Source organism: Culturomica massiliensis (genome assembly GCF_900091655.1).
GTDB classification, from domain to species: domain Bacteria; phylum Bacteroidota; class Bacteroidia; order Bacteroidales; family Marinifilaceae; genus Culturomica; species Culturomica massiliensis.
Map to the genome: position 1 here is coordinate 910134 of NZ_LT594621.1, position 18657 is coordinate 928790.

At 42.2% G+C, this 18657-nt stretch carries 15 protein-coding genes; 5 read left to right on the forward strand and 10 right to left on the reverse strand.

The genetic code is table 11. The features are described from left to right. Positions 1-13: 13 nt before the first annotated feature. The 6 genes from BN8908_RS04990 to BN8908_RS05015 all read right to left on the reverse strand — a co-directional run bounded on the left by BN8908_RS04990 (position 14) and on the right by BN8908_RS05015 (position 5755). The gene (locus BN8908_RS04990) at positions 14-2167 is read right to left on the reverse strand and encodes a S46 family peptidase (protein ID WP_068689501.1); all 2154 of its coding nucleotides are present in this window, start codon (positions 2165-2167) and stop codon (positions 14-16) included. A 33-nt stretch (positions 2168-2200) separates the two neighbouring features. Continuing rightward, positions 2201-2788: a Maf family nucleotide pyrophosphatase gene (locus BN8908_RS04995; protein WP_021988734.1), complete on the reverse strand. Its 588-nt coding sequence runs from the start codon at positions 2786-2788 to the stop codon at positions 2201-2203. A gap of 23 nt (positions 2789-2811) precedes the next feature. Beyond that, positions 2812-3762: a geranylgeranylglycerol-phosphate geranylgeranyltransferase gene (locus BN8908_RS05000; RefSeq protein WP_068689503.1), complete on the reverse strand. Its 951-nt coding sequence runs from the start codon at positions 3760-3762 to the stop codon at positions 2812-2814. A 112-nt stretch (positions 3763-3874) separates the two neighbouring features. After that, the gene (locus BN8908_RS05005; RefSeq protein WP_021988736.1) at positions 3875-4402 is read right to left on the reverse strand and encodes a KdsC family phosphatase; all 528 of its coding nucleotides are present in this window, start codon (positions 4400-4402) and stop codon (positions 3875-3877) included. Between the two features lie 41 nt (positions 4403-4443). Beyond that, positions 4444-5274 (reverse strand): Rossmann-like and DUF2520 domain-containing protein, encoded by an 831-nt coding sequence (locus tag BN8908_RS05010; protein WP_021988737.1) that lies wholly within the window; start codon positions 5272-5274, stop codon positions 4444-4446. Next, on the reverse strand, positions 5264-5755 hold the full coding sequence (locus BN8908_RS05015) for a hypothetical protein (protein ID WP_021988738.1): 492 nt from the start codon (positions 5753-5755) through the stop codon (positions 5264-5266). The genes BN8908_RS05010 and BN8908_RS05015 overlap by 11 nt, the downstream gene beginning before the upstream one ends. Before the next feature lie 248 nt (positions 5756-6003). Between BN8908_RS05015 and BN8908_RS05020 the strand changes: the two genes are divergently transcribed. The 4 genes from BN8908_RS05020 (at position 6004) to buk (ending at position 10563) form a co-directional block, all read left to right on the forward strand. Further along, entirely contained in the window at positions 6004-6792 is a 789-nt protein-coding gene (locus tag BN8908_RS05020; RefSeq protein WP_068689505.1) for an aminotransferase class IV, read from the forward strand. Between the two features lie 131 nt (positions 6793-6923). Then, on the forward strand, positions 6924-8267 hold the full coding sequence (locus tag BN8908_RS05025) for a serine hydrolase domain-containing protein (RefSeq protein ID WP_021988740.1): 1344 nt from the start codon (positions 6924-6926) through the stop codon (positions 8265-8267). Beyond that, positions 8267-9382 (forward strand): glycerate kinase family protein, encoded by a 1116-nt coding sequence (locus tag BN8908_RS05030; RefSeq protein ID WP_068689507.1) that lies wholly within the window; start codon positions 8267-8269, stop codon positions 9380-9382. Before BN8908_RS05025 ends, BN8908_RS05030 begins: the two co-directional genes overlap by 1 nt. A gap of 107 nt (positions 9383-9489) precedes the next feature. Continuing rightward, the gene (gene buk, locus BN8908_RS05035) at positions 9490-10563 is read left to right on the forward strand and encodes a butyrate kinase (protein WP_068689510.1); all 1074 of its coding nucleotides are present in this window, start codon (positions 9490-9492) and stop codon (positions 10561-10563) included. A gap of 130 nt (positions 10564-10693) precedes the next feature. Here buk and BN8908_RS05040 read toward each other — a convergent pair whose 3' ends face one another. The 4 genes from BN8908_RS05040 to fabG all read right to left on the reverse strand — a co-directional run bounded on the left by BN8908_RS05040 (position 10694) and on the right by fabG (position 17762). Beyond that, positions 10694-13891: a UvrD-helicase domain-containing protein gene (locus BN8908_RS05040; RefSeq protein WP_068689512.1), complete on the reverse strand. Its 3198-nt coding sequence runs from the start codon at positions 13889-13891 to the stop codon at positions 10694-10696. A 38-nt stretch (positions 13892-13929) separates the two neighbouring features. Further along, positions 13930-14907, reverse strand: coding sequence for a DUF6340 family protein (locus tag BN8908_RS05045; protein ID WP_082989225.1), 978 nt, complete (start codon positions 14905-14907; stop codon positions 13930-13932). Continuing rightward, positions 14868-16931: a hypothetical protein gene (locus BN8908_RS05050; RefSeq protein ID WP_068689514.1), complete on the reverse strand. Its 2064-nt coding sequence runs from the start codon at positions 16929-16931 to the stop codon at positions 14868-14870. The genes BN8908_RS05045 and BN8908_RS05050 overlap by 40 nt, the downstream gene beginning before the upstream one ends. Before the next feature lie 84 nt (positions 16932-17015). Beyond that, positions 17016-17762, reverse strand: coding sequence for a 3-oxoacyl-[acyl-carrier-protein] reductase (fabG, locus tag BN8908_RS05055; RefSeq protein ID WP_021988746.1), 747 nt, complete (start codon positions 17760-17762; stop codon positions 17016-17018). A 385-nt stretch (positions 17763-18147) separates the two neighbouring features. On the opposite strand from fabG, the gene BN8908_RS05060 reads away from it, so the two are divergent. Continuing rightward, the gene (locus tag BN8908_RS05060; protein ID WP_021988747.1) at positions 18148-18603 is read left to right on the forward strand and encodes a GNAT family N-acetyltransferase; all 456 of its coding nucleotides are present in this window, start codon (positions 18148-18150) and stop codon (positions 18601-18603) included. The last annotated feature ends 54 nt before the right edge of the window (positions 18604-18657 follow it).

Here is an 18657-nt window from a genome sequence, read left to right on the forward strand (position 1 = left end):
ACTCAGCTTTTTTTTAGTTTACAATTTCCATTTCATCCAGCAGGTAACGGGCATCTCCGATCTTATCGATAATGAAAAGGACATATCTTATATCTACGGCAATGTTCCGGCAAATTTCCGGGTCATATTGCATGTCGGACATGACACCGTCCCAGGCCCTGTCGAAATTCAATCCGATCAATTCGCCACGGGCATTTAAAACCGGACTGCCCGAATTTCCTCCCGTCGTATGATTATTGGCGATAAAGCAAACCGGTACTTCTCCGTTTTGTGTATAAGGACCGAAATCGCCGGAGGCATAAATATCCCTCAATTTCTGCGGAATATTATAATCGTAAATTGCCGGATTATCCTTTTCCATAATTCCGGATAAGGTAGTATAATAATTATATCTTACAGCATCTGACGGAGAATAACCTCCTATCGTGCCGTAGGCGATACGCAGGGTCGAATTGGCATCCGGATAGAACACCTTATCCGACTCCATCTCCATCAAACCGGCCAGCCAAAGACGGTTCAACTGCTGTATCTCCCGGTTTATCTGATTCAAAGGGGACAATACTTTTTCCCGACTGAAACCGACGATCGAATTGATCAGCAGATAGGCCGGGTCCCGGCTGACTTTACTCACCGATTTAGAATCCAGTTTATCAATAAAACTGAAAGTCCTGTCCGGATCGGTAAAGACCGATTTGCGGAACATTTCTTCTGCGAATAAGGTTATTCCCTTCCCTTCGGCAGCCTCTGCTACCCCTTCCGGCACCCATTCCGACGGTACATTTTCGTTGTACAACCGCAGCATTTCAATCAATATCGTTTTATCGACTTCCGCATCGTAATCCTTGAAAAAAGCCGTTGCATAATTTCTGAAATCTTCCTGAACACCCGCTTTGTCTGTTTGTGTCTTATAACGTTGGGCGTAAGTGTAAGCCGACAGAGCAAAATTCATCAGTTCGGCCCCTCTCCGGCCTGCTTCTCCCAGATAAATATCTGCCAGCATCAGTTCCTTCCGCTTATCGTACAATGCTTTGTAACGATCAATTAAACCGGCGTATTCCGGCTTGCCGGCTGCCCATACCTGAAACTTTTCTTCCAACATTCTTTTATTTTCAACCGTTTTAAAGCGTTTCAGACCTTTGCTTTCTCCCTGCCATTTTTTCCATGCATTAGCGACACCGGCTGCTTTCGAAGCATATTTGATCCGTAACAAATCCGAAGAATTCATAGCAGCCTTGATGATATTCAGTTTGGCTGTCCGTATGGCAATTTTATGAGGGTTCTCCAGCTCCACCAATTGATCGACAGCATAAGAAGGCAAATATTCGTTCGTTGTACCCGGATAACCGAATACCATCGTAAAATCACCTTCCGTCAATCCGCCGGCGTAAATTTTGGAAAAAGCTGCCGGACGATAAGGTTTATTCTTTTCGGAATAGGCTGCCGGCTCATTATTTTCTCCGGCATAGATACGCAACACCGAAAAATCTCCGGTATGCCTCGGCCAGGTCCAATTGTCCGTATCTCCTCCGAAATTACCGATTGCCGAAGGAGGTGCAGCTACCAGGCGGACATCCTTATAAATACGGAACACGGACATAAAAAATTGATTTCCGTTGAAATAAGGTTTTATATTGGCCGACAAATCGGTACCGGCAACCGCCGCCTGTTCCAATACGTTACAAACACTGTCTATCACGCCATTACGCCTTTTCTCCGGCATATTTTCCGACAATGCTGCCTGAATCTTCCCGGTGACGTCTTCCATACGTACCAATACAGAAGCCGTAATTCCCGGATTTGCCAATTCCTCATGACGCCCTTTTGCCCAAAAGCCATCCCTCAGGTAATTTTTCTCTAAAGAGGAATGTTTCTGTATCATATCGAAAGCACAGTGATGATTCGTCACGACAAGTCCTTCGGCACTGATCAATCCCCCTGTACAAAAATGCTGGAACGGACGTCCTTCCCGCCCTAAACCGACAACCGCATCTTTCAGAGATGCCCGGTTTATAGCATATATATCCTCAGCCGTCAGCTTAAAGCCTTTTTTCTGCATATCCTCGATATTGTATTTTTTCAATAACATCGGAATCCACATCCCCTCTTCGGCCCGGCAGCAAACAATACACCAAATGACACAAAAACACAGCAGTATACCTTTTTTCATAGTCTTGATTTTATAAAATAAATGATTATTGATTTATTCACACATATTCAATCCGAAAGCTTTCAATTCCCGGTATAACGTTTGCACAGGCAATCCCATGACATTGTAAAACGAACCGTCGATCCGTTCTATCCCTACATAGCCGATCCACTCCTGAATCCCATAAGCACCGGCTTTATCGAAAGGCTTGTATTTGTCTACATAGTAAATAATCTCCTCTTTATCCAGGTTTCTGAAATAAACATCCGTAAAAACCGGAATACTTTTTTGCTCACAAGCCGTCGTCAGGCAAAGGCCTGTAATTACAGTATGTTTATTACCAGACAGCCCGCTCAAAATACGAATGGCATCCGCCCGGTCATGCGGCTTTCCAATCATTTGACCGTGCAGACTCACAATCGTATCTGCCGTTATCAGTAAATCCGTGGCTTTTAGCTCCCCTTTGAAGGCCGCAGCCTTCAATTGAGCCAGATATACGGGAATATCTTCAACCTTCAATTCCGACGGATATACTTCATCCGTATTTTTCGTTCTGACTTCAAAGGCAATGCCGGCCTCTTTCATCAGTTGCTGCCGCCTGGGAGAAGAAGAAGCTAAAATAATGTGGGATATGTTACTCATAGATTTAAAAATTGAGAGATCGGTCAGTTGGCAAATATCAGGTCAAAAAAATGATGTAATAAAAAGCTGAAAGCTACACACAATACCATAATCAGGCGAATAATACCCAATTGCAGGCTACGTTTGACAGAAAACCACATACATACCAAATAGATACAATAAGGCAGACAAATACCCAAAGCAATATAAGTCAATACCAGAGAAGATTCAGAAAATACGGTAAAATACAACACAACAGCGCAGCATACAGCAATCGCCGTCCATACCGATATCACGATCCGGGTTGCACGAATACCCCATCTCACCGGTACTGACCGGATTCCTTTTTCGATATCTCCGGGTATCGTGTAAATGTCCTTATTCATCTCATAAATAACGGTATTCAGGAATATAAAAAGAGAAAAACCTAGAATCCAATTAAATAAATACATAAAGTTTGTATCTGTTTGTATCAATAAATCAGAGTATTCATCATTCAAAAGAGGGATCTCAAATAACAAAACACAAAGTGGAATCAATGCTGCAAGAATACCGACAATCAGATTTCCGATCAACAAATACCTTTTATACGCGGAAGAATAAAACCACAACAACCCGGATACCAGTAAAAATAAAATACCGATTTTCCAGATGCCGACATAGATGCTCAGGCCGAATGCTATAACAATGGCCAATACATTCAGGACAGAATGAAGTGTCATTGCCGTACGCCTGGTAATACACCGCCCGACAACCACATCTTTTACAGCCGATAGCCGGTCTGTCCTCGTATCGAAATAATCATTGATCACATTGGCTCCGGCAATCAGGGCACAAACCGAAAGTACCGATAAAGTAAAAGCCCAATCCGGTAGCTGCAACGTCAGTCCGTTGATATCTAAAATAGAACGGATGACAAAATAACGCATGCAATACATGGTGAAAGCAGCAAACAAAAGTGTCCGAATTCTGATCAGTTTTAATATCCCGAGCATATCACATTTATTTTATTGATTTTCAATATGTATAGCGAATATTACCGCATATTGTGCTTTAAGCTTCCGTTCTCACCTCTTTCCTTTGAATCTTTTCTGAACCGAATCCGGCTTACATGCTTTTCACATAGCATGTTGTATCCATCCAATCCCCCCTGGCTTTCAATACCTGGGAGATTACATCCCGGGCACATCCCATTCCTCCGGGCATATCCGAAATATAACGGGAAATCGATTTTATTTCCTCACAAGCATCGGCAGGACATACCGGAAGCCCTACCATCGTCATGACATTATAATCGGGAATATCATCCCCCATATACATGATCTCTTCCGGTTTCAGACTGTATTTCTCCATTAATTCATTCAGGGCTTCGACTTTATTTTCAATTTTCAGGTAAATATCCTGTATTCCCAGTTTACGGAATCTTTCTTCCAATCCGGGGGCTCCGCCTCCGGAAATAACCGCCCGGATATATCCTTTCTTACCACTGTACATAATGGCATATCCGTCCTTAGCACAAGAAGTCCGTATCAATTCCCCCTCCGGTGATAAACTTACCTCCTGCCGGGACAATACACCGTCGACATCAAAAACGAATGCCCGTATTTTTTTTAATTCATCTTTAAAAAAAGCCATATTCAAATAATTGATTTATTAACGATTCACCTGTTTCATTTCTACCATAACGATAACATTTGCGGTTTATCCCCGACCTCTTCTTTTTCTTCCTTTTTAGCATAAGTTTCCTGAATCGAATCGGACATAAGATTATAAAGTACAGCCAATTTCCGGTTTTTTTTCAATAAACTTTTATGCAACCCCAGTATATTTTCATCCCCGCGCCTGGCAGGTCCGGTTTGGGCCTCGTAAGGAGGCAATAACATTACTTTATGAGCCGTTTCAAAAATTAACGGCTTTAATAGATTAAAATCCAAACCTTCTTCTTCCAGTATTTTTCCGGCCATCATATACAAGTGGTTGGTAAAATTATTGGCAATCACACCGGCCAGATGCAGTTTTTTACGCTTTTCCGACGAAATCTCCTGAACGTTATTTGACAAACATCCGGCTAACTGCCGGACAGTATCCAATACCCGCGGTTCTGAAGCCTCGATACATAAAGGTACTTCTGCAAAATCCAGGGCTCTTTTTTTGGAAAATGTCTGCAAGGGATACATTACCCCGTAATAATCCGCCGAAGCCTTGAATATGTCCAGGGGTACACTTCCGGAAGTGTGTATAATAACAGCTTCTTTATTTATTCTGATACTCTTAAAAAGCGGAAGTAAAGCATCGTCACTTACACAAAAGATATAAATATCGCAATCGGGGTATATGGCAAACAAATCCGCCGTATAGGTAATACCGGTTTTCACGCCCAAAGCCCTGGCCGATTCGATGCTGCGGCTGTATATCTGGCACAAATTCAAACCGGCTTTCAGCAAAGCCGGAGCCAGATGATGTGCTACATTACCGGCGCCAATCATCACAATCCTCTTATTCATCATCTCCGAAAGCAATATTTTTAGGTTTTACCTTTCCTTCTTTTATCAAGTCTGCCAGTCGTTTACAAGCCCGGCAAATATCCCGGTAAAATACCCCTGAAATCATTACCAATTGTCCGTTTTTTCTTTCCAAATGACGAAATTCCCCGCTCTCTTCCTCCTGATTCAGCAGGAGTATATCCTGGGCCGGAATAAAAGCATGCACCATCTGATTACGCAGTTTGTGGTACAGAAAGTCGTTTTCATTCAATATCCGGTATTTTCCCCCGAACAAATACGTTATTCCTGCCGCAAAACGTTTGGCCGCCTGTCCTTTCGTCTTCATCGGTTTTCTGTCCAAAAAGCCTCCTAACACTTCTATCGCTTGCCCCATCAATACAAATTGCATATATGACAATCCCGCATTTTGAACCTTCCCCAACTCTCCGATAACCACTGTTTCCAAAAAGGCAACCGTATTCTCAATTGTTTTCTGATTTTCCATAGGTGAGTCAAAAATAGTTCAAATTATCGAAAAATGCAGCGGTAAAATTCGAAAATTATTCTTTTATCCGAAGAGGCTGTCCGGAGCAAATTCCTTTTTACGGCCGTAATTATTTTAATCATCTGATTTTCTGGCACTATTCCTGATATTTTCCGATTGCAGCCTGTTTTTATATAAACCTGATACGAATTCTATTTTACAGCAACACATTATCCGACAATTTTGTAATTTTGTAAAAAAATAAGGCCATGATTTTAAAGAACAATACAATCACTGATATCTCTGACTTTTCAGAAAAAATATTTGAAAACGGGCTGAGCATATACGAAGTGATTCGGGTGTATAACGGACACCCTATCTTCTTAAGCGACAACTTACAAAGATTGGATAATTCAATAAAAAAATCAAATATTGACATACATGTATGCAATCTTCATATTGAAAATAAGCTGAACGAGCTTATCCGTCTGGAACAGATGAAAGAAGGCAATATAAAATATGTACTCCATTTTACAACTGACAAAACCGACGAATACATTTACCAGATTCCCCATTGCTATCCGACTGAAAAAGATTACCGGGAAGGTGTGGCCACCATCAGTTGCCAGGCTATGCGCAATAATCCGGAAGTTAAATATATCAACAACGGTTTACGGGATATGACGAATCGGTTGCTTCGGGAACATGCCGTCTACGAAGTCCTGTTGATAGACAGAGACGGTTGGGTAACGGAAGGTTCCCGGTCCAATGTATTTTTCATAAAAGACGGTATTTTCTATACGGCTCCGACACGTTATGTATTACCGGGAACAGCTCGCAAAAGGGTACTTGACATTTGTAAAGAACAGACATTCCCGCTTCGGGAAGAACGGGTCGCTTATCAAAATCTGCCTTCGTTTGATGCGGCTTTCATTACCGGCACCTCTCCCTTGGTATTGCCCATAAAAACGATAGACCATTATCCGTTTTCCCCTGATAACCGGTATCTACGTAAACTGATGGAAATCTATTTTTCGTTGCTGAATAACGTTTTTTAGGATTTTTTTTGATCAAATTTTTTTAATTTAGCTAGCTTTTCTTTAATATTGCAAAGTATAATATATTGATATGCTACAGGTTGAATTAAATGACTTAAACCGAGGATAACCTGAAATTACTATTTTGCATAATGAAGTATTTTATCTTAATTGTTGTCATTATCACTATTTTTCTGGCTAAGCCTTGGGAAATCAATTTTGCAGGAGGAACACCCCTATCGAACGATTCGACTCTACTACTGGCTAAAGCCATGGCAACAAAAGCCCCGCTTCCTTTATTCCCCCTAAACAAAGTACTCTCCAATACAGATTCCGAACTTCCCATAGCCCAAAAGCTCGACCGCTCCATTGAAAAATTCATGAAAACATGGCAGATCCGCGGAGCTTCTTTTGCCTTAATGAAAGACGATAAACTGATATACAGCAAAGGTTACGGATATGCGGATGCAGAAACCGGTGAAGAAGTCGATGTCAGACATATTTTCCGCATTGCCTCGGTTTCCAAATTGATTACCGCCAGCGGAATCATGAAACTGGCGGAAGAAGGCAAACTCCGGTTAGAAGACCGGGTTTTCGGACCGGAAGGTATCTTGAACGACTCTATTTTTTCCAAAATAAAAGATCCCAGAACCAAGCGTATTACCGTAGAACATCTGCTCCGGCATCAGGGAGGCTACACAGCCGTATACGGAGATCCGATGTTTTGTCCGCTGGACATTGCCCGTAAAATGAAAGTAAAACCTCCCGTCGACCTGAATACGATCATTCGTTTCGTACTATCCCGCCGTCTTCACTACACGCCCGGCACTTCTACGGCTTATTCCAATGTCGGATACGGTATTTTAACCCGGGTGATCGAGAAAGTATCGGGAATGAACTACGAAGATTATATCAAACAAAATATCTTGCGTCCTGCCGGTTGTTTCGATATGCATCTGGGCAGGAATCTTTATGAAAACCGGCTTCCCAATGAAGTCCGGTATTATGACACGGCAGAAGAGCTGATACCCTCATGCGACGGAAGTAAGCAACTGGTACCTAAATATTACGGAGGAAACAATATCGAAGAATTATACGGAGCCGGCGGCTGGGTGGCTTCTGCTTCCGAATTGCTACGGTTTATGGCCGTAATCGACGGTAATCCGGTTATTCCCGATATCCTCAGTCCGGAAAGTATAGAGCAGATGACGACATTCAGTGCGGATGCCCTGCCTATCGGCTGGATGCATGTTACTCCGCAAGGAGAATGGTCGCGTACGGGCACCCTGTCGGGTAGCAGCGTACTTATGAAAAAGCAATCAGACGGATATGCCTGGGTATTTATATCCAATACCGGTTCATGGAAAGGCCCCCGTTTTCAATCCTATATCAACGGAATGATAACCAAGGCTTTGAAAAATGTTCCTTCATGGCCGGAAAAGGATCTTTTTGCTTTACAACAATTCGAGCCCCATCAGCATATTGTCTTTCAATAATGTCCGATTCTTTCAAACCGACGGTTCTGGTTGCTCCCAATGCTTTCAAAGACTCTTTGACAGCGCCGCAAATATGTGATTATTTTAATTCTCTGTTGTCCGGTCGGTACCGGGTAATTTCTTTGCCTGCCGGTGACGGAGGCGACGGTACGGCTGAAATCATCGCTTCTTACTTTCCTCTGCCCCGTCCGGTTTATTTTCCGGCAGTCGATGCTTTGGAACGGCCTGTCCGGGGAACTTATTACCGCAGCGGGAAAACCGCCATCATTGAACTGGCCGGTATATGTGGCCTGAAAACACTGAAAATTCAGGAATATGATGTATTAAATGCCAATACGACGGGGGTAGGCAAAGCCGTAAATCACGCCGTAACAAACGGAGCAAACGAAATACTCCTTTGTGTGGGCGGTAGTGCCAGCATAGACGGTGGATTGGGAGCCTTGACTGAAATGGGATTGAAAATAACGAAAAGCCATGATAAATACAGAAATCACATCATTGATTTAAAACAAATTGATCCGTCTGACTTAAAGATAAAATTCAAAGATGTAAAATTTACTATTCTCTGTGATGTAGAAAATCCATTGTACGGAAAAACAGGAGCGGCCTATGTATTTGCACCTCAAAAAGGAGCCTCGCCGCAGCAGGTTATACAACTGGATACATATCTGAAAAGGTATGCCTCCCTTTTAACCGGATATTCAAATGCGGATGTTGCCGGTCTGAAATACGGAGGAGCTGCCGGAGGAATAACAACAGCATTTGCAGTCTTTTTGGGAGCCCGGCTCATTTCCGGGTCCGAATACTATCTTCAGGTCTCCGGATTTGAAAAACACCTCCGGGAAAGCCATGTCGTCATTACCGGAGAAGGCCGTATCGACCGGCAATCTTTATACGGTAAAATGCCGGGCGTAATTGCGGATAAATGCCGGCAACGGCATATCCCCGTCATTGCCGTTGCCGGCATATCGGAACCCGGAGTTGAAATTTTCGACCGTATATTCCGGTTAATCGACTACGCCCCCTGCCTCCAGGCCTCGATACAACAAGCTCAGTGCTACTTTCCCGCCCTATGCCGGGACGTAAAAAAATACCTGGATACCTTATTTCGCTGATTTTTCGAAATCGTTTGCTATTTTTTTATACTTTTCCTTTGATTTCTGCTTACAATTTACAACTTTTGCACAAAATTTAATTTAATCCTTAAAATAAAACAGCACATATGGCTTACAGAATCCTTGCCATCAATCCAGGCTCGACTTCAACAAAGATTGCGATTTTCGAAGATGAAAATCAGATTTTCATCAAAACGATCCGGCATTCAGCCGAAGAGATCAGTAGTTATCCGAACATTGCTTCCCAGTTTGCATACCGGAAAGACCTTATTCTTTCCGAATTGAAAAATGCAGGGATCGATATTGCGACCATCGATGCAATCGTTGGCAGAGGCGGTGTTATCAAACCGATCGAATCCGGCATATACGAAGTAAATGCGGCTATGCTTCACGATCTGGAACATCCCGTTATGGGAGAACATGCATCCAATTTGGGAGGATTGATTTCACACAATATTGCTGCAGAGCTCGGTGACAAAGTAAAGGCTTACATTGCCGATCCTGTTGTCGTAGATGAAATGGACCCGATTGCCCGTATCAGCGGACACCCCGCCATTCAACGCCTGTCTATTTTTCACGCATTGAATCAGAAAGCGATTGCCCGTACCTATGCACAGGAAGCTGGCCGTAAATATGAAGACCTCAATTTGATTGTCGCTCACATGGGAGGCGGTATTTCCGTCAGTGCACATCAAAAAGGCCGTGTAATCGACACCAATAACGCTTTGGACGGAGAAGGTGCGTTTTCACCCGAACGTAGCGGCTCCCTTCCTACCGGTGCTTTGGTAAACCTCTGCTTCAGCGGACAATATACCAAAGAAGAAATCAAAAAAATGTTATGCGGCAAAGGCGGTGTTGTTGCTTATTTAGGCAGCAACGACATGCTGGAAGTCGAGCGTAAAGCAGAAACCGATCCGGAATGGGCAAAAATTCAGGATGCCATGAGTTATCAGGTATCCAAAGAAATCGGTGCAATGGCTACGGTTCTGAAAGGTCAGGTAGATGCCATCCTTTTGACGGGAGGCATTGCTTACGGAAAACCGGTAACCGATTACATCACCGCAAGAGTCGGCTTCATCGCTCCCGTAAAAGTATATCCGGGAGAAGACGAAATGCGTGCTTTGGCAATGAACGGGTTACGGATACTAAAAGGCGAAACCCAAGCCAAAAAATACGTATAATCCGAACATAAATAAGAGTGACCGAAAATTCAGTTTTCGGTCACTTTTTTTTACCCTATTCTTTTTATTACATAGTATCGAAGTTGATATATTTATTAATAAGCACCGTTACACTGAAAAAAGCAGATTTTTATTCGACGGGAACGACTTTATCCAGTACCACATACCAGATGTAGCCTTTAACAGAAGTATACCCCATTTTTTGCAATGTATGGCAGTAATAACGGACTTGCCGCTTGTATTTCTCTTCTTCCTTGTTCCCGAATTTATAATCGATTACCCAGGCCGTATTTCCTTTTAACAACACCCTGTCGGGGCGTACTTTGTCTCCCCCGCCAAACAGAATATCCCTTTCGTTGACAACCTGAAAATCGGATGAAAACCAGGCAGAAACTTCGGGACGACACAAATATTTTTCGATTTTTGCGCGGTAAACCGCTTTGTCTTCCAGGGAAATCAATCCGTTCAGACACATTTGCCGGAGAGCCTTTTCCACATCTTCTTCAGACTCGATCATCCGGAATATCTCGTGCAGCAATTTACCTTCATCGACCGCCGAACGGGTATCCTGATCCGGATCGGTGTAATCCTGATATTTGTACCTGATACTGATCCGTTCTTCGGAATCATATACGGCATAATGCTCCAATACCAGCGGCTTCTGTTCAGAAACAGTACTTTCTTTTTGGTATTTCGTACCGTATTGCAGATTCATTTCTCCGTCCGGGCAAAAATGAATTTGCTCCTTCCCTTTTAACCTTTCCAACACCTGATACATGAATGTACCGATATCTCCCACAGTCAGACTACCGTCTTTATTGATTTTAGGACGATACGGACGGACATATAGCTCTCTTTCCGCGCGGGTCAAAGCCACATACAACAAATTCAGATTATCGACATAAGCTTTCAGGTGCTCATCGAAGTAATCATCCTTAAATATCGTATCCGCCAATTTAGCCGAATAATTCAGGGGTGCATATTCCAGTTCATTGAATTTATCTTCCCGGGTCGTACACCAGATGCGCCGTAGCGGTTGTGTTGCATCCAGTTCCCAACTGCAAAAAGGCAATATGACGTGCTCAAACTCCAGTCCCTTGGCTTTATGAATGGTCAAAATACGTACGGCATCAATATCTTCCGAAGTCGAAAGCACTTTTTTCATCTGTTCTTTTTCCCACCATTCCAGAAACAGGATAATGCTATTCGAATTATTCGATTCGTATTCGAAAACGATATCCTGAAAGGCTATCAGATAAGGCACTTCCTCCTTTTTATCTTTCAAAGAAAACTTATCGATAATGGCTTCTACGGTTTCAAAAAGCGAATAAGACAATATCTTACCGGAATTGAAGGTAAAATCCGAATTCAGAAAACGGAATAATTCCTCTTCTTTTGCAGCTTTAAATATAGCATCCCATTTATCTGCATTACAACATTTTATCGACGAATAATAAAATAAAAGTATGGAAGCTTTGTTGACAATATCGTAGGGATCGGCCATATACCGCAATACTGCGACGATAAACCGGACATAGGCAGACGATCTGACGTACAAAGAATCATTGGATACAAAATTTATCTTTTGAGAGGCAGTCGTATTGTATTCCATAAAATAATTAGCCGCAAAAGCCCCCTCTTTCGCATTTCTGACCAATATTACGATGTCTTTTTGCTGTCCTCCCCGTCGGGTAATATCCGCTATGACCTCCGTTACGGAAGCCATAATTTGCGTATCCGCATCTTCTTCTTTTTTCGACGGTCCGAACAGAATATCGACATATCCTCCCAATTCTCTTTTCGGTACCTGTTCCAGATTATCATAAGCCTGCACGATGGCTTCCGACCAGGCATTATCCTCCCCGGCCGAATGGTCGTATAACGCCTTTAATTCCAGGGCTGCTTCCCGAAAAAAAACGTTGTTAAAATCGACAATCTCACGCGCACTTCGCCAGTTATTCTGCAAAATAATATCATTCGTACCTAAACGGGCAAATTCATTTTCCACCCGACTGGCCAGTAAACGCCAGTCTCCGTTTCTCCAGCGATAGATACTCTGCTTGACATCTCCCACGATCATCGCCTGATTGCCTTCCGCGAGCGTATTGACGACCAAAGGCCGGAAATTCCGCCACTGTAAGGAAGAGGTATCCTGAAATTCGTCTATCATCAGGTGCTTGTAGTAATTCCCTGTCTTCTCGAACAGAAACGACGTGTCGTTTCCTTCAATCAGTATATTCAAAATATGGGTCGTATCACTAAGCAGCATGATCCCTTTTTCGTCACAATATTCCCGGACTTTCTTATACAAATCGTTTAAAATCCCCAACTGGTATAAATTGGCTATCAATTGGCGGGCTGAAAGATAATAGCGGTATCGGGTGTCGTACGTTTCTATGGCAGATGCCAATATGCGATTCAATTCCGGGAAAACCGATTCAATTCTCATGCGGATTTCCGGAACACAACTTTTGGTAATCCAATAACCGGTATCTCCGACAGCCTGACGGGCCGTTGAAGTGACATCGTCCAGCTTCCCGGCTTTCAACTTATAAAAATGCCCGGCACATCCGTTTTTCCCTCCTTTGAAGTCCTGCAATTCCAAACCGTTGCTTTCAATTAAGGAAACCGCTTTTTCTCCCAAAAGAGAAAGGGTTTCCTCATATTCCCGGACGATATTCCTCAAAAACAACTGGTATTCTTTTAAGAAGTCTTTGTCGCTGAAACGGGTCAGGATTTTGTCGTCCAGGAGCATATAATTTTCCTTAAAAAGCTCTTCCCCTAACTCTACAATCCTGGCTTTGATCCTCCAGGATTTTCCTTCTTCCACGCCGGCAGTCATCAACTCTCCGATCCAGAACCTCAATTCAGGTTTGTCCTTTACTTCTTCCATGACTTTGTCTACGGCTTTTAAAAGCACAAAATCACTGTCGAGTTCGACATTATATCCCGGAAATATACCCAGTTCGTGAGTAAAAGATTTAATGATACGCTGAAAAAAACGGTCGATGGTCGTAACGGAAATGCGTCCGTAATCATGTAACAGCATGGTACGCAACTGAATGGCTCTATTTTTCAGTTGTTCGTCTGTAAGGCGGAATTCGTTCTGCAAAATCGGACCGTAGCTACTGCTTTGCCCTTCGGCAAGCCGGTTCAACTCTTTAATAATCCGGGATTTCATTTCCCCGGTTGCCTTATTGGTAAAGGTAACCGCCAGAATATTCTTATACTCGGCAGGAACCGAAAAAATGATCCGGAAGTATTCCAATGTCAAAGCAAAGGTTTTTCCGGAACCGGCAGAAGCCTTATAAATGTTTAGCCGGGACATAGAAATAGATTGATGGTAAATAAATTAAAAATATCCCGTCAATTCAATTGTTGCTCAATACGGTTGTATTCCTTTAAACGTTTTTCGAGCGTCTTTTGATAATCTGTCAAATACAGGATATCCGGGTGGGCCGGTTTGTTTTTATCTGCCAATTCACGGGCTTTTTTTAACAAAGCTATCGCTTGTTCGAAATCACCCTGATTTTCCGACAACCAGGCTAAATTCAGATAAGCCTGAACGGCTGTTTCAGGACGTTCTTTGGTCGCGGCTTCCCATAATTTCATCGCCTGCTCCACATCATTTTGCCGGTAGAAAATATCCCCCATCCTCAACACTTTTTGCCGGTTGTATACCCTTCGCTCCGTTACCTCCCAATGCGGAATCAGACGCTTGCAATAAAGGGCTCCTTTATCCCAGGCATTTGCCCGGATAAAATCTAAAAAATTGAATTCATCGGTCAGATAATCCGTTAAATCGTCACGATATACGACCAAATCCACCGGAGCCGGTTCATCTGCGGCATACAAACGTACACAATAATTACTTTTTATGCTTCCGCTGCGTTCGTTCACCGTATAATAATAAGTCTCCAATGATACCACATAATCCAAACAGAAAGTACGGCATATCTTCTGAATATCGGCAGCAGGATATGCCGGAGGGATACTGTCAGAGCGCATATAGGAAACCAGGTTCTCGGCAAAAGCAGGAATGGAATCACGTGTGCCGTCCTCCGTCCAGGCAGACGTCAGTCCCTGATAAAACAAACCCGACAGTTCGTCCGGAGTCATTCCTTCATACGCATACAAAATGAAAGAAGTGTCCTGCACCTTCCGTATATGCCTGTTCAGGTATCCCAATTTTTTACCTTGTCCCAACGTGACATCTGCCGGAGTCAGCACCTCCACTTCAAATGTCCTGTAACTACTACACGAACCGCAGAATAATATCAGTCCCAGTCCGGAAATCAGAGCGATCACCCTGCATAATACTTGAGGAAGAACCATTCGACACATAATAAAAATATTAAAATTAACCCCAACCACTGCAACTCTCCCAATTCTACATATCTCACTTCTTGCTTATATTCGGCCTTGAAGTTACGATTCTGATTGATATTTTGCAATAAATTATCAACTTCTTTCAAATCTACGGCTTGTCCGCCCGAATGCCGGGCTATTTCGGACAATAAAGCTTTATCGGCAACAACATCGTGGACTTCGCTATTCTGTGTCCGGATAAAAAATGTACCTTTCTTCTCAAAATGTCCGCCTTTCAAATCCGTAGCAAATACATAGTCATATTCTCCTGCCGGTAAATTACCTAAATTAATCCGGTATTTATCCCCGTGCCGGTTCATCAGATAATTGAAGTCTTTTCCGTCATGCCTCAAAACAAGCCGCACATCGGGAGTATTGACAAGTTCATAGCTTTCATTATACAATTCCGCATGTATGACAATATCTTCCGATTCATTATAGAGCGACTCTATATCACATAAAAAGCGGTCATTGCCCCGTCTGCCCGAAAGGTAATTCACGGTTTTATAAACCAATGTATTGAAAAGATCATGGTTTCCATTCTCTTTATATGAAAACAAACGCCATTTCCACAAGCCTTCTCCCCAAAAGAAAGCCAAACGATAATCGGGACGGTCATAAAAGCTCATCATTTCATTAGACAGCACCGTATTTTTTATTTTCTGGAAAAATAACGGCTTATTCCCACTTCCCTTAAGCTCCCCGAAAGGTGCGACAACCGGCGGGAATGCTGCGAACTGCCGGGCTTCTTCTTCCGTAAACTCAAAAAAAGGAAAATTCCGGTTAAGAGCCGGAGAAGCATATTCGTTTATTTCTGCCGTAAAATTCGCCGTATATGATTTGTCGTAACGGGCAAAAGCGGTAATCTCTTTCCTTCCGGTCAAAATATACCACAAGGCCGTTTTACGCTGCCCTGCCATCTCCAACACTTTCCGATACTCCGGATCATCGCTGCGGGGATTGTGAAAAATAAATAAAGAAGGCTTATTTTCCGCCGGCAAAGACTCCCCGAACCGCTTGACTGTACATTTGAATATGCCGGAAGTATTTAATGCCCCGGCAATAGCTGCAATATCCGGATGGGGAGCATCGTACCAGATGATTACTTCTCCCGAATTATCTATGATATTTACATAAGCCGTTGCCAAATTGTTTCTCAGGCTCCGTTCTTCAAAAGTAGTCTCCAGGCTCAGCGTATATTTCATCATCCCCTTACGGACAGCCTCGACCGGAAATATAATTTCCCGTAAATAATTGTCGTTGTCTATCGTCAGAACCTCTTCCCGGATGCTGTTCCCATTTTCCCGCAAAACACATTTTACGGTTCTCCCCTTCTGTTTCACAGCTACAATTTCGGCTTTCAATGGAAATACGGTCCGTATAAAATTGAATTTATTACAATCCAGACTTTTTACATACACATCCGGCATTTGTACCGTATCTCCCAGCCCAACGGTATATACCGGATAATCCCATGTTTTATAACGCGGATTGACACCTGTATTGTATATACCGTCACTCAATAAAATAACGGCTTCCGGCTTTCTGGCAATGTAATTATCTTTGATATAATCAAACGCTCCGGCTATATCCGTATAGTTTTCCGAAAAATCGATTACATCACTCTTCTTAACACTCTTCCCGAATGTCAACCATTCAACTCTAAATTTTTCCTCCAGTAAGCCTGTTTTTTCCCGTAAAGATGCTCCATATTCATTCAGATAATATAAAGAATCCTTATTGTTCAACAATGAAGCCGAATTATCCTGAACGATAATCAGCAAGGGTTTCACTTTGACCCGCCGGATCAAAGACAAGGCCGGTTGTAACAAAAGAAAAAGCAGTAAAAAAGCAGTCAGAAAACGAAGAAAAGCAATAAAACAAGCCAATTTCCGGCCGATATCCGGAAGCCGGAGCAATTTTCGGTATTTAAACCAAGCCATCACTACCGACAATAAAATAACCGGTAATATCCACCAAAAAGAAACACCAAATACCACCTTGATAGATTTATGATTTACGATTTATGATTTACGATTATAGGAGCTACCTAATCGTAAATCATAAATCAACAATCGTAAATATTACATGTTCATTCCCCCGCAAACATGTATAACCTGACCGGTAACATATCTTGAAAGATCTGAAGCCAGGAACAGACATACATCTGCGATATCCTCCGGGGTACCTCCTCTTCTCAACGGAATCTTGGCAGCCCATTCCTTACGTACATCCTCCGACAATTGAGCCGTCATATCCGTAATAATGAATCCGGGGGCAACAGCATTGGCCCGGATGTTGCGGGAACCCAGTTCTTTGGCAATACTCTTCGTGAAGCCGATAATACCGGCTTTGGAAGCGGAGTAATTAGCCTGTCCGGCATTTCCGCTGACACCGACTACAGAACTCATGCTGATAATAGACCCGCTCTTTTGTTTGAGCATGACAGCCGATACCGCTTTACTGAAATTGAACACAGATTTCAAATTCACATTGATGACAGCGTCCCATTGTTCTTCAGACATTCTCATCAATAAGGTATCTTTGGTGATACCGGCATTATTTACCAGAATATCGATGCGACCGAATTCTTTAGCTATTTCTTCGACTGTAGTTGCCGTCTGTGCGAAATCAGCAGCATTCGAAGCATACATTTTCGCTTTAACTCCGCAAGCTGCAATCTCTTTTTCCGTAGCCTGGGCAATTTCATCGTATCTTAAATCTGTAAATGCAATGTTAGCACCTTGTTTGGCAAATGCCAAAGCCACTGCTTTACCGATTCCACGAGATGCACCGGTAATGAGGGCCGTTTTTCCTTCTAATAACTTCATAATAACAGTTTTATTTGACTATGATTAGTTAGACTTCAACCGGATTATCCGGTTCTATTCTTAAATTTTGATGGTCAAAGATAATGAAAAAACCCTTTTCTTTGCACATTTTATTTTTTTCTCCTATAAACCAGCCCTCTCCTTTCAGCCCTAATTCTCTGATTCTTTACCGGAAAACACAGAATATCTCCGGTTGTCATTTACATACAAAAAACATTCATGTAAATTGTAAATTTTAAATTGCCCTGGAAACTGATTTTTTAATCTGAAACCGTAAATCTACAATTAAAACATCCGTTAAAAAAATAATCGTATCTTTGAAAAATTGTACAATCGGTTCGGATACAAATGTTATTGTACCGACTCAATAATTACAAACTCACTTATGTATATTATAGAATTTGACAAATCTTTAACGGAAGAATCGGTAGATTTATTTACAGACGTATTCTCAAAACCACCGTGGAATGATATTTTTGAATCCAAAGAGCCTGTCATACGTTTTTTTCGTGCATTCATTGATTTACCCAATTTTAAGGGATACCAATTGTGTGATGACAATCATAAAGTGATCGGCGTATCAATAGGTTTCATAAAACCCTGGTTAAAAAACGACGAATTAAGGTATGAGTATTTTCTCGATCAGTATTGTATAGATCACACGTTGCAAAGAAGAGGTTTGGGAGAATATTTTATGAAAGGAATAGAGAAAAGACTAAAACAAGAAAATATCAATGATATTATATTAAATACGGGACTATCTTCTCCGGCTTGTAAATTTTACATTAAAATGGGTTTTCAGGATATGAAAGAATATGGGTTCTTATCCAAAGAATTATAACAAAATATACGTATAAGCCGGGAAAATGAAAATAACTATTTTTCCGGAAAGATA